12 protein-coding genes are annotated in these 12,658 nt (G+C 64.6%); 3 read left to right on the top strand and 9 right to left on the bottom strand.

Translation table 11 applies throughout. The features are described 5' to 3' along the window. Positions 1 to 59: 59 nt before the first annotated feature. Together QNI11_RS09905 and QNI11_RS09900 are read right to left on the bottom strand one after the other, a co-directional pair. Positions 60 to 965, bottom strand: a complete 906-nt coding sequence (locus tag QNI11_RS09905) for a pseudouridine-5'-phosphate glycosidase (protein ID WP_283983275.1) — start codon at positions 963 to 965, stop codon at positions 60 to 62. Next, positions 962 to 1,855 carry a PfkB family carbohydrate kinase gene (locus QNI11_RS09900; protein WP_283983274.1) on the bottom strand — a complete coding sequence of 298 codons (894 nt, stop codon included), beginning with the start codon at positions 1,853 to 1,855 and terminating at the stop codon, positions 962 to 964. The genes QNI11_RS09905 and QNI11_RS09900 overlap by 4 nt, the downstream gene beginning before the upstream one ends. A 183-nt stretch (positions 1,856 to 2,038) precedes the next feature. Between QNI11_RS09900 and QNI11_RS09895 the strand changes: the two genes are divergently transcribed. The 3 genes from QNI11_RS09895 (at position 2,039) to QNI11_RS09885 (ending at position 5,034) form a co-directional block, all read left to right on the top strand. Further along, positions 2,039 to 3,262: an acyl-CoA dehydrogenase gene (locus QNI11_RS09895; protein ID WP_283983493.1), complete on the top strand. Its 1,224-nt coding sequence runs from the start codon at positions 2,039 to 2,041 to the stop codon at positions 3,260 to 3,262. A 569-nt stretch (positions 3,263 to 3,831) separates the two neighbouring features. After that, positions 3,832 to 4,269, top strand: a complete 438-nt coding sequence (gene aroQ / locus QNI11_RS09890; protein WP_283983273.1) for a type II 3-dehydroquinate dehydratase — start codon at positions 3,832 to 3,834, stop codon at positions 4,267 to 4,269. Between the two features lie 3 nt (positions 4,270 to 4,272). Further along, on the top strand, positions 4,273 to 5,034 hold the full coding sequence (locus tag QNI11_RS09885; RefSeq protein ID WP_283983272.1) for a LuxR family transcriptional regulator: 762 nt from the start codon (positions 4,273 to 4,275) through the stop codon (positions 5,032 to 5,034). 507 nt (positions 5,035 to 5,541) lie between these two features. On the opposite strand, the gene tsf is transcribed toward QNI11_RS09885, so the two are convergent. From tsf to pstB, 7 genes are all read right to left on the bottom strand, one after another. Beyond that, positions 5,542 to 6,417, bottom strand: coding sequence for a translation elongation factor Ts (tsf, locus tag QNI11_RS09880; protein ID WP_100930628.1), 876 nt, complete (start codon positions 6,415 to 6,417; stop codon positions 5,542 to 5,544). A 140-nt stretch (positions 6,418 to 6,557) separates the two neighbouring features. Continuing rightward, a complete protein-coding gene (gene rpsB / locus QNI11_RS09875; RefSeq protein ID WP_100930629.1) occupies positions 6,558 to 7,325 on the bottom strand; it encodes a 30S ribosomal protein S2 in 768 nt (255 codons plus the stop codon). A gap of 349 nt (positions 7,326 to 7,674) precedes the next feature. After that, on the bottom strand, positions 7,675 to 8,979 hold the full coding sequence (locus tag QNI11_RS09870; protein ID WP_283983271.1) for a HupE/UreJ family protein: 1,305 nt from the start codon (positions 8,977 to 8,979) through the stop codon (positions 7,675 to 7,677). Between the two features lie 371 nt (positions 8,980 to 9,350). Next, positions 9,351 to 9,938 carry a rhodanese-like domain-containing protein gene (locus QNI11_RS09865; RefSeq protein WP_283983270.1) on the bottom strand — a complete coding sequence of 196 codons (588 nt, stop codon included), beginning with the start codon at positions 9,936 to 9,938 and terminating at the stop codon, positions 9,351 to 9,353. 435 nt (positions 9,939 to 10,373) lie between these two features. Continuing rightward, on the bottom strand, positions 10,374 to 11,063 hold the full coding sequence (phoB, locus tag QNI11_RS09860; protein WP_100930632.1) for a phosphate regulon transcriptional regulator PhoB: 690 nt from the start codon (positions 11,061 to 11,063) through the stop codon (positions 10,374 to 10,376). A 5-nt stretch (positions 11,064 to 11,068) separates the two neighbouring features. Beyond that, positions 11,069 to 11,812, bottom strand: coding sequence for a phosphate signaling complex protein PhoU (phoU, locus tag QNI11_RS09855; protein ID WP_100930633.1), 744 nt, complete (start codon positions 11,810 to 11,812; stop codon positions 11,069 to 11,071). A gap of 4 nt (positions 11,813 to 11,816) precedes the next feature. Next, entirely contained in the window at positions 11,817 to 12,614 is a 798-nt protein-coding gene (pstB, locus tag QNI11_RS09850; protein WP_100931072.1) for a phosphate ABC transporter ATP-binding protein PstB, read from the bottom strand. Positions 12,615 to 12,658 lie beyond the last annotated feature (44 nt).

Raw genomic sequence — 12,658 nt, 5'->3', positions numbered from 1 at the left:
ACGAAAGTATGCACTCCGCCGCGGCGCCACAATGGGGCGCCGTGCGTTGGGATGAAAAGTCAGGCTATTCTGCCGAGTTCCTGGGCGATGCCCGCTGCAAGTCGGGCATTATTGAGGACAAGGGCGATATTGGCTTGCAGCGAGCGACCTTCCGTCAGTTCGAAAATCCGCTGCAGCAGGTAAGGTGTAACCGCCTTGCCGGTGATTCCGTGCTTTGCCGCGTCTTGCGTCGCGCGGGCGATGATCGGCGCCAGCGTGTCGGCCGCGATCTCGTCACCGACAGGGATCGGGTTGGCGACGAGCTGTCCGCCCGGAATACCGAGGTCCCGGCGCATCTTGTGGGCCCGGGCGATGCCCTCTGCAGTGTCGATCCGCAGCGGGGCCTTCATGCCGGAATTGCGCGACCAGAAAGCCGGCAACTGGTCCTGGCCGACCGCGATCACCGGCACGCCCAGCGTTTCCAGCACTTCCAGCGTCTTGGGCAGGTCGAGGATCGCCTTTGCGCCCGCTGCCACCACCGTCACCGGCGTCTGCGCCAGTTCCTGAAGGTCGGCGGAGATGTCGAAGCTTTCCTCGGCGCCCTTGTGCACGCCGCCTATACCGCCCGTTGCGAAGACGTCGATGCCTGCCCGGTTGGCGGCGATCATCGTCGCCGCAACCGTGGTCGCCCCGGTGCCGCCGCTGGCAAGGCAGGCGGCCAGATCGGCGCGCGACAGCTTTGCCACGTTCTTTGCCTGCGCCAGGCTTTCCAGTTGTTCGTCGGTCAGCCCCACATGGATCCGGCCGTCGAGGATCGCGATGGTGGCGGGAACGGCACCTGCATTGCGGACCTCGGCCTCGACCCGGCGAGCGGTTTCGAGGTTCTGCGGATAGGGCATTCCGTGCGTGATAATGGTCGATTCAAGTGCAACCAGCGGCGCCTTGGCGTCCTTTGCGGCCTGAACTTCGGGCGAAAGGGTAATCATGAGGGCATGTCTCCGGATACGTAGGCGGCAGCCGCCTTGAGGGCGTGCGACAGGGCGGTTGGCCGGTCTTCTCCGGCGCGCTCTGCCGCGATATGGGCGGCCATGAATGTGTCGCCGGCACCGGTGATCCGCGTCACGAGGACCTTGGGCGGGCAGGCGCGGATCACGCCGTCGGACGTACCGTCAGCGCATGTCTCTCCGCCATGCGTGACGATGGCGCGGGACGCTCCGCGCGCCAGAAGCGCCGCGGCGGCATCGGGTGCGTTGGTGAAGGTCCGCTGGCACAGCAGGCCGGCCTCTTCGAGGTTTACGTAAAGCGTTCCCCGACCGGCGCGCAGGAAGGGCATCAGCCGCAGCGCCTTGCCGGGGCTGGCGGGTGCGATCCGCAGGTCGGCGGAGGCAAAGGCCGGTGCACCGGCGATCTCGGACAGCAGCGACTCGGTCAGGTTGCCGTCGAGCGCAATGGCGCCGGGGTAGGGCGCGTCGGCAGTCCCGAGCGGCCCGTCGATGAGCGGCCGCAGAATCTTCTTCCCCGCGGCTTCCAGCGAATGCGCATCCGCGATGGCAGCGATCAGCCCGTTCACGCCTTCGATCGCCATATAGCGGTCCGTCGGCAGGTCTTCGGACAGGTAGACGTGTTCGGTGTCCAGCCCCAGCGCGCGGCACTCGGCCAGCAGTTCGTCACCTTGGCTATCACGTCCAACCGAGGACAGGAGCGCCGGGCGAAGGCCGAACCGCGCGAGCGTCATGGCGATGTTCAGCGCAACGCCGCCGGGTATGCGGGTGATGCGCCCCGGTACGTCGGACCCGACCGTCATGTGCAGGTTGGCGCGGCCGATCACGTCCCAGAGGACGGAGCCGATGCAAAGGATATCCGGGTCGCGCGTCATGGCCGCCTTTTGGCGGGTTCGTCCGCGCGGCGCAAGGGGAGCCATGATGCACCTGATGCAAGCCGATTTCTTCCGCCGCGACGATACGGTCAACGCGTTTGATCAAATCCTGACAGACAGGGGTTTCAGCCTCCGCCGGAACGCGTATGATTTGCCCAAATTCCGGAGGGGACCATGAACGAAATGAAGGATGTGAAACCAGCGCTGAAGGCCAAGGATGCCCCCGATCTCGGGGCGTTCGACTGGGAGGATCCCTTCCGGCTGACGGACCAGTTGTCGGAAGAGGAACGCATGCTGGCCGAGGGCGCGCGCGCCTTCGCCGCCGAGAAGCTCGCACCGCGGGTGACCAAGGCATTCCTTGAGGAGACCGTCGCGCCCGACATCTTTGCCGAGATGGGCGGCATGGGTCTGCTTGGCATCACGGTGCCCGAGGAATACGGCGGCCTGGGGTCGTCCTACGTGTCCTATGGCCTTGTGGCGCGCGAGATCGAACGCGTCGATTCCGGCTACCGCTCGATGATGTCGGTGCAGTCGTCCCTGGTGATGTACCCGATCTACGCCTACGGCTCGGAAGAGCAGCGCCGGAAGTACCTGCCGAAACTGGCCACCGGCGAATGGATCGGCTGCTTTGGCCTGACGGAGCCTGACGCGGGCTCCGACCCCGGCGGCATGAAGACGCGTGCGGTCAAGACCGACGGCGGCTACCGGCTGAACGGCTCCAAGATGTGGATCTCCAACAGCCCCATCGCGGATGTCTTCGTGATCTGGGCGAAGTCCGAGGCGCATGACGGCAAGATCCGCGGCTTTGTGCTGGAGAAGGGCGCCAAGGGCCTCTCTGCGCCGAAGATCGAGAACAAGCTGAGCCTGCGCGCCTCCGTCACCGGCGAGGTGGTGCTGGACAACGTGGAGGTCGGGGAAGACGCGTTGCTGCCGAATGTGCAGGGGCTGAAGGGGCCGTTCGGGTGCCTGAACCGTGCACGCTATGGCATCAGCTGGGGCGTTCTGGGCGCGGCAGAAGCCTGCTGGCACGCGGCCCGTGCCTATGGTCTCGACCGCAAGCAGTTCGACAAGCCCATCGCGGGCACCCAGCTTTTCCAGAAGAAACTGGCGGACATGCAGACGGAGATCGCATTCGGCCTGCAAGGCTGCCTGCGCGTCGGACGGCTGATGGACGAGGCCCGCGGCGCGCCCGAGATGATCTCCATCCTCAAGCGCAACAATTGCGGCAAGGCGCTGGACATCGCCCGGATGGCCCGCGACATGCACGGCGGCAACGGCATCTCTGCCGAGTTCCAGGTGATCCGCCACATGATGAACCTCGAGACGGTGAACACCTACGAGGGCACACATGACGTGCACGCGCTGATTCTCGGCCGGGCGCAGACAGGCCTGCAGGCGTTCTACTGACATAAGAGGCGGCGTGCGACTGTAAGGTCAGTCGCCGCCGCCGGTTTAGTGAATGCCGACACCAGCGCCTTCGATCTGGTGCCGATGGCAAACGTGAGCTTCACCAAGCTTTGGAGCATTGGACAGCAAGTCCCGAGTATTGCGTCCAAAAAGCGAAGCCCCAGCGCGGTCACACCGAGGTGCCGGTTTCTGGTCCAACACCGATGAGCGACCTGTTTTGGCAACGACCTTGGGAATTCGTGCCAACACAGCGACAAGTGTAAGGAGGGTCGCTTCCGGGCCTGACAGAGCCGTCTTGTTCTGCATGTCTTTATCAGCGGGATTGGGCGGTGCATGAAACCAGACAGGGACCGTTCCAAACCCGACACTTTAATCTGATAATCTGTATTATGTGTAAATTTGATGTGGTGAACCACTGATCCGCTGCATCGTCTGGTATCGCATCCGGCCGAATTTTCTTAACCCTGCCTAAGAACCACAACCCTAGATAACCTGTCGAACACGCGCTCAAGGCTGGACAACCCGGTTGACCAGTCGTTAACTCGCGCACCTCAATACCGGAGTCCGACATGACCTCTATCCTCGTGCTGAATGGCCCGAACCTGAACCTGCTTGGCACACGTCAACCCGAGATCTACGGATCGACCACACTTTCGGATGTCGAGGAGATGTGCCGCACCCACGGCGCGACCAAGGGCGTCTCGGTGACCTGCCTGCAGTCGAACTTCGAGGGCCAGCTCGTGACCTGGATCCATGAGGCGCGCGGTGTGCATGCCGGGATCATCCTCAACGCTGGCGCCTACACGCACACGTCCGTGGCACTGATGGATGCGATCAAGGGCACGCAGATGCCGACGATCGAGCTGCACCTGTCCAACGTGCATGCGCGCGAGGCCTTCCGCCATCATTCCTACATCAGCCCTGTCGCAATCGGGGTCATAGCGGGCTTTGGCGCCAAGGGTTATACTCTGGCAATCGACGCCCTGTTGGGCCATCTGGAGGGCTGATCCGTGACGCCGGACTTACGAGACAAGCTGATCGAACTAACCAATGTCGACCGTGTCGAAGTCCTCTGGGCGGAACACTGCAACCTGATGGAAGCCTACGGATTCGACCGTCTTATCTACGGGTTCACCCGCTTCCTGACGCCGAACTCGATGGGCGATCCGAACGATTTCGTCATTCTGAGCAACCACTTGCCGGCCTATCGCAAGGGTTTTGTCGAAGGCGGCCTGTACCGCGATGCACCCATGGTCCGCTGGGCGCTGGAGAACGAAGGCCATTGTTCCTGGCGCGTCCTGGCCGAGCAGATCACCACCGGTGCGCTCTCGGAGAAGGCACAGAGAGTCGTGGCCTTCAACGTCGCGCACAAGGTTCAGGCTGGCTACACGATCAGCTTCAAATCCGTGTCTAGCCGCGCAAAGGGCGCGATTTCCCTGACGGCGCGGGCCGAGATGACGCAGGACGACGCGGATGCCGTCTGGGCGGAACACGGCCCGGACATCATCCTCTTGAACAACCTCGTGCATCTCAAGATCCTCACCCTGCCCGTTCCTTTGCATAATCAGACACTTACCCCGCGCCAGCGCGAGGCCTTGGAATGGGTCGGTGACGGCAAGACCATGCAGGACATCGCGCAGATCATGGGCCTGACGCAGGCGACGATCGAAAAGCACCTCCGCCTGGCACGCGAAACCCTGAACGTGGAAACCACCGCGCAGGCGGTCGCAAAAGCAGCGTTTCACAACCAGATGTACATAATAGAGGCGTGATTCCACGCTCTAATTGAGCCACCCTTCGTTGCTGCATCAACATGACGCGGAAACGGGCAAATCGCTTTCGCTTGCACGCGCTTCCTGCAGGTCTTCTTAAAACTCGATTTCAAAACCTGAAATCGGCGGCTGCGAAATCGTTAATTTTCCGTTTTTACCTGTTGGTCAGGAAATCCCGACTTTCTTTACCATGGGTAAATTGCGAGGGTATCCACGTTCCGTGAGTGGTGGCTTTAGCCATGGAGCAAAGGAGCGGCACCCCGCGTATTTCCGGGCCCTGTCGATCTTCCGGTGCAAACCGGCGCTGGTCCAGCGGGGAAATTTCCGCCCCGTTGGCCGGCATCCCAAACGGGGTCCCCGGTCTCATCCCCAATGTCTCACCGGGGGCCCCGCCCTTTTGTCCATTTGCAATAACGAAAGCGCCGGTCCCGTCTTGGGACCGGCGCTATTTGTTGCTGTCGTCCAGGGGCGCCGCCTGCAAAGACGGCGCCTGTCCGGAATGGGACCTCAGCCCTGAGCGGCCTTCGCCACTTCGGCTGCGAAATCCTCTTCCTTCTTCTCGATGCCTTCGCCGACCTGCATGCGGATGAAGCCGGTGATCTCTGCACCTGCCTCTTTCGCGGCCTGCGCGACGGTCACATCGGGGTTCAGCGCGAAGGGCTGACCGACCAGCGTGATCTCGGCGAGGAACTTCTTCATCCGGCCTTCGATCATCTTCTCGATCACCTGCTCCGGCTTGCCGGATTCGCGGGCGATGTCGATCTGCACCTGGCGCTCTTTCTCGACGATGGCCGGGTCCAGTTCGGACTCGTTCAGGGCCGCCGGGTTGGTGGCGGCGATGTGCATCGCGACCTGCTTGCCGAACTCGTCGGAACCGCCGGTCAGCGCAACCAGCACGCCGATCTGGCCCATGCCGTCAGCCGCCGCGTTGTGCACGTAGGTGGACACGGTCTCGCCCGAGATCTTGGCCATCCGGCGCAGGGTCATGTTCTCGCCGATCTTGGCAACCGCGTCGGTGATGTTCTCCGACACCGGCTTGCCGTTGAGCTGTGCATCGGCCAGCGCCTCGACGGAGTCGACGTTCAGCGCGGCACCGGCAATGCCGGCCACCATCGACTGGAACTCGGCGTTCTTGGCGACGAAGTCGGTTTCCGAGTTGACCTCGACGGCGACGCCCTGGCCGCCTTCGACCTTCACGGCCACGAGGCCTTCGGCGGCGGTGCGGCCGGACTTCTTGGCGGCTTTCGCCAGACCCTTGGTGCGCAGCCAGTCGACCGCGGCATCCATGTTGCCGTCGTTCTCGACCAGGGCCTTCTTCGCATCCATCATGCCTGCGCCGGTCATTTCGCGCAGTTCTTTCACCTGTGCAGCAGTGATCGCCATCGCTTGGCTCTCCTCATGTCATCTTGGTGGGGCACGGTGGCCCCTTCAAACCGGCGCATGGCAGTTCCCTGCCCCGCGCCGGATCGCGAACCTCATGTCACGGGCAGGTATTGCTTTTGCGACAGCCCGCCCGGACCGGCTCAGTTGCCGTCGGTGCCGGCCAGCAGCTCTTCTGCCGGGGCTTCCTCGAGCGCGCCGAGATCGACGCCTGCCGCTTCCATCTGGCCGGTCATGCCGTCCAGGGCCGCGCGGGATGCGAGGTCGCAGTAGAGCGCGATGGCGCGTGCCGCGTCGTCGTTGCCCGGGATGATGTAGTCCACGCCGTCGGGCGAGCAGTTGGTGTCGACAACCGCGACAACCGGGATGCCCAGCTTGTTGGCTTCGGCCACGGCCAGCTGCTCTTTCTTGACGTCGATGACGAACAGCATGTCCGGCACGCCGCCCATCTCACGGATGCCGCCCAGCGAGGCCTGCAGCTTCGCCTGGTCGCGTTCCATGTTCAGGCGCTCTTTCTTGGTGAGGCCCTCTGCACCGGATTCCATCTGCTCGTCGATGGAACGCAGGCGGTTGATCGACTGCGACACGGTCTGCCAGTTGGTCAACGTGCCACCGAGCCAGCGGTGGTTCATGTAGTACTGTGCGCACTTCTCGGCCGCTTCGGCGATCGGCTGTGCCGCCTGACGCTTGGTGCCGACGAAGAGAACGCGGCCGCCCTTGGCGACGCAGTCACGGATGGCCTGCAGAGCCTGGTCCAGCATCGGGACGGTCTGCGTCAGGTCCATGATGTGGATGCCGTTGCGCGCACCGTAGATGAACTCGCCCATGCGGGGGTTCCAGCGCTGCGTCTGGTGGCCGAAGTGAACGCCAGCTTCAAGCAGCTGACGCATGTTGAACTCGGGAAGAGCCATGCCTTCTATCCTTTCCGGTTTAGCCTCGGCGGGGGATTTGTCCGGATCATTCCGGGCCAACCGGTGGACCTATGGGGATGTCTCCCCCATAAGGCCCGCCCCCGCCTGCGGGTTCGTGAGGGGGCCATTACAGAGGTTTGTACGCCGTGGCAAGCCCATAACGGGCGGCGATGCGGACATGGCGCCATGCGGCCCTTCCTGAGCTGCGGATCAACGGTGGCGTGACCCGTGGCAAGTGGGGTTTCGCGCGGAAGATCGCGACAGGCAAGTGGATCGTTCGGAATTGCGAGGGGCCGCGCAAGAACGCGACCCAAACCTTTGAATTTCCTGTCTTAGTCGGCCAGCGCCATCAAAGGAAAACCCGCTCCACGAACCAGTAGGCGCCGACGCAGGCGATGGCGACGGAGGCGGGCGTGGCCACGTAGCGGCGGTAGGCGTCGAGGTGATCCACGAAATGTGCCGAGATCAGGCAGGCCACCGAAAGCGCCGCCAGCGGCCATAGGAAGACCGGCGCCCCTGCCCCCATCGCGGCGGTGAAGCCCGGGCCGTTCAGCAGGTAGCCCGCCGCCACGAATACGATGGCCAGCACGCCGTAGACCACCTGCGCCATGCGCTGGTCGGCCTTCAGGCGGTCGGTTCTCTGGGCCAGGACCACCAGCAGGAAGGCGATGGCGATGACCGTGAGCTGGCCGAACTCCACGCCGACGTTGAAGCCGATAAGTGCCGGAATGAACTGGTTTTCCGGCAGTCCGAACTCTTGCAGGACCGACGCGAAGCCAAGCCCGTGCAGCAGGCCGAAGATGAAGATCACCAGCGGCCGCCAGCGGTGCAGCTTGTCGGAGACGATGTTCTCCACCGCGACGTAGACGATGGAGGCGGCGATGATCGGTTCCACGATGCTGCCGGGGATGGACACGTACCCCAGCGCGCCGAGCGCCAGCGTCACGGTGTGCGCCAGCGTGAAGGCGGAGATCTGCCAGAGCAGCGGGCTGAGCCGGGTGGAGAGGAAGAACAGCCCCAGTACGAAGAGGATGTGGTCGAGGCCCATGGGAAGGATGTGTTCGAACCCCACCGGGATGTAGCTGGCGAAGGTGGCGAGCGGCCCCATGGCGTCGCCGCCGGCAAGGGTGATCGGCTCGGACGGGCCGCCGGACAGGTAGCCGGTATAACCGTCCTCGACGTCCATCTGCCGCAGGATCAGCGTGCCGTATTGCGAAGGCCAGGAGACGGTGATCGCCTGCGCGCCCGCGGGCAGATTTCCGTTCAGGAACAAGCGGCTCTCGCGCGGAAGGTCGATGTTGGGTTCGTCGTCGACCTCGACGTTGCCGAGCGTGAGCGGCACCTCCGTGCCGTCCTGCGTGGTCACGGTGACGGGCCCGAGGATGGCCTGTTCCTCGCTCTCGATGCGGGCCTTCAGGTCGTCGGGAGAGAGTGCGCGGAGGGTATCGACCTCCTCTGCGCCATCGGTTGCATTGGTGTCCTCCACGCCTTCGAGGTCGACGCCCGCCAGAAGCGGTTCCGCCGACAGGCGCAGCACCAGCGACAGGTCGGACCCTTCGGTGGTCAGGTCGCCGATGGCGGGCCGGACCTCGTGGGCGGCGGCGGTGGAAAGCCACAGAAGGCTGGCGAGAAGGGCGGCAAGGACGCGGATCATGGCGGTCTCCGTGGCGGCAGTTCCGATCCAAGATGACGCAATGTCAGGCGGGTTCAAGGGCGGAAGCGCCCCCATCGTACGCCGTTAACCTGCCACATGGGCACCCCCGAGGGATGAACGGCGCGCGCGGAGGGGTAACGGAGCGTACGCCGCACGGGCATACGACATGCTGTGGTGCGAAAACGGATGTGCCACAACGGGTTAACGGATCTTCATGAATCGAGAGGCGCGTTAAGGGACGAACCGGCCGATTGGACCCCGATTCCCGGCCGGTTGTTAATCTTTTGCGCGAATCAGCGCCGCCAAACCGTTGCGCAGCAATGTTTTTCGTTAACCCTGCCGGAAACGTCGCGTCACGGCGCCCTGCCCGCTCAGCTGGGCTGGTCGGTGACCGAAAGGCCCAGCAGCCGCCAGCTTTGCATGCCGCCGCGATAGTAGAAGATACGGTCGGCCGGATAGCCCGCCTCGATCATGTTGCGGATCGCGGTCGGCGACTGGCCGCACCAGAGCCCGTTGCAGAACAGCGCGACACGCCGCGCCCCGGCGCAATCCCAGCCGTCGAAGTCGGGCTCGCAGCCGAGCTGTGCCAGTTCGTCGATGACGTAGGTATAGGGGATATTCACCGCGCCGGGGATGGAGCCGGTGCGGAACCAGTCTTCGGTGCGGCTGTCGATCACCATGGCGTCGGGGTCCTGCAGCATGTCGAGCAGCTCAAGCTCACCGATGGTGGTCACGCCCGGTGCCGGGCTCATCGGCTGGATGCAGAACGGCGGACAGGCGCGCGAGGTCTGTGCCCATTCGCCGTCAAGCTCGTTGGCCTGGTCCTGAATGCGGCTGATGGTGGCCGATCCTTCTGCCGTCTCGATCGTGACCGAGGGCATGTCCGGGGTGATGTTGACCTCTTCGGCCAGGAGCGGCGTGCTGAGCAGCGCGCCCGCGACGATGGATCTGATGAGCATGATGTGTCCTCCCTTGTGAAATGGAGGTTGGGGCCGGGCAGGCACAATTCAAGCGCGGGCGCCCTGCCCCCATGTGTTGGCGCCGGTCATGGGGCGCCTTGGGTGCGGTCGTCCCGGCGCTTCGCCGGAACCGCTGGTTTGCCCGGGGCTTCGCCCTTGATTGGCCCGAACCGTCCCCCGGACGGTTCGCCGCGCCGGAGGCGCGGTCCGGCCGCCCCGGGGCTTCGCCCGTTCGTCGCTTGAAAGGTCCACCGGACCTTTCATCCGGCTCTGCCGGACCCGCTCCTTCGCCCGGGGCTTCGCCCGTGATTTGCCCGAACCGTCCCCCGGACGGTTCGCCGCGCCGGAGGCGCGGTCCGGCCGCCCCGGGGCTTCGCCCGTTCGTCGCTTGAAAGGTCCACCGGACCTTTCATCCGGCTCTGCCGGACCCGCTCCTCACCCCAGCGCGTATCCTGCGCCGCGGACGGTGCGGAGGGGGTCCTGACCGCCGTGCTGGCTCAGCGCCTTGCGGAGGCGGCCGATGTGGACGTCGACGGTGCGGGTGTCGACATAGATGTCGCGGCCCCAGACGCGGTCCAGAAGCTGTTCGCGCGACCACACGCGGCCCGGCTTTTCCATGAAGGTGGTCAGCAGGCGGAATTCTGTCGGGCCGAGCTTCAGCGGCTTGCCGTTGCGGGTCACGCGGTGGGTCTCGGAATCGAGCACGATGTCCTCGTATTCGAGCCGCAGACCGGCGGCGGAGGGCCGGGTGCGCCGGAGCTGCGCCCGCACCCGCGCCATCAGCTCGATGATCGAGTAGGGTTTGACCACGTAGTCGTCGGCGCCGGTCTCAAGCCCGCGCACGCGGTCGATTTCCTCCGAGCGGGCCGAGAGCATGATGATCGGCACGTTGCGGGTTTCCGGCCGGGTCTTGATCTGGCGGCAGACCTCGATCCCGGAGACGTTGGGCAGCATCCAGTCGAGGACCACGATGTCGGGGTTTTCCTCCGCCATCATCAGGAGCGCCTCTTCGCCGTTGCCGGCGCTGGCCACCCGGAAGCCTTCGGCCTCCAGGTTGTAGGACAGGACTTCGCGCTGTGCCGGCTCGTCCTCGACGAGCAGAACCGTGGGCTGATCCGCCGCCATCGCCCTCAGTCCTCGTCCGCTTGCGAGAACTCCGGCGAGAGCCGGTAGTCGGAGGACGTGCGGTCGTCCTTTACCCGCGCCTCTGTCGGCATCTGCCCGGTGACGAGGAAGACCACCTGCTCGGAGATCGAGGTGACGTGGTCGCCCATGCGTTCGATGTTCTTGGCGATGAAATGCAGGTGCATGCAGGCGGTGATGTTGCGCGGGTCCTCGAGCATGAAGGTCAGGAACTCGCGGAACAGCGTGTTGTACATCTGGTCGACGTCGCGGTCGCGGTCGATCACGTCGAGCGCCAGGGCCTCGTCGCGCTGGATGTAGGCGTCGAGCGCGTCCTTCAGCATCAGCTCCACCTCGCGGGCCATGCGGCGGAGCGAGGCTGCGGTGCCGCCGATCTGCTGCATCTGCGACAGGACCGAGGTGCGCTTGGCGATGTTCTTCGACAGGTCGCCGATGCGTTCGAGGTTCGCCGACATGCGCATCACCGACAGCACGACCCGCAGGTCGGAGGCGATGGGCGCGCGCAGGGCGATGACCCGGGCGGCTTCCTCGTTGAGGCTTTCGTCCATGGCGTCGATGGCCTTGTCGCCGTCGCGCACCTTCTGGGCCAGTTCCTCGTCCCGCTTCTCGAGCGCGGTGGCGGCGCTGATGATCGCCTCTTCGACGAGGCCGCCCATCTTCATGATCCGGGCCTGGATGCCTTCGAGGTCGCGGTCGAAGGCCGAGGCGATGTGCTGGTTCAGTTCGGTCATGGGGTTATCCGATCCGTCCTGTGATGTAGCTTTCGGTGCGGGGATCTTCGGGGTTGGTGAAGATCTTGCCGGTTTCGCCGTATTCCACGAGGTTGCCGAGGTGGAAGAAGGCCGTCTTCTGGCTGACGCGGGCGGCCTGCTGCATGGAGTGGGTCACGATCACCACCGAGTAGTCCTGCCGCAGTTCGTCGATCAGTTCCTCTACCTGCGAGGTGGCGATGGGGTCGAGCGCCGAGCACGGCTCGTCCATCAAGAGGACCTCCGGTTCGGTGGCGATGGCGCGGGCGATGCAGAGGCGCTGCTGCTGGCCGCCGGACAGGCCGGTGCCGGGCGCCTGCAGGCGGTCCTTCACCTCGTTCCAGATGGCGCCGCGGCGGAGCGACTTCTCGACGATCTCGTCGAGGTCGGCCTTGTTCTTGGCAAGCCCGTGGATCCGCGGCCCGTAGGCGATGTTGTCGTAGATCGACTTGGGGAACGGGTTGGGCTTCTGGAAGACCATGCCGACCTTGGCGCGGAGCTGCACCGGGTCGACGCGCTTGTCGTAGATGTCCTCGCCGTCGATCTCGATCCGGCCCTCGACGCGGCAGATGTCGATGGTGTCGTTCATCCGGTTCAGCGTGCGCAGGAAGGTGGACTTGCCACAGCCCGAGGGGCCGATGAAGGCGGTCACGGTCTTGTCCTCGATGTCCACGTCCACGTCCTTGATGGCGTGGGTGTCGCCGTAGAATACCTGAACGCCACGGGCGCTGATCTTGGTCTCGGTCTGGGTCACGTTTCGGTCCGTATGCGGTGCGTCGTACATGTTCATGGGTCCTATCCTAGCGGTTTGGCCGCCCGTCGGGAATG

Source organism: Sagittula sp. MA-2 (genome assembly GCF_030126985.1).
In the GTDB taxonomy this organism is placed as follows: Bacteria; Pseudomonadota; Alphaproteobacteria; order Rhodobacterales; family Rhodobacteraceae; genus Sagittula.
The sequence above is the reverse complement of the archived record's forward strand: the minus strand, read 5'-3'. Positions and strand labels throughout refer to the sequence as shown.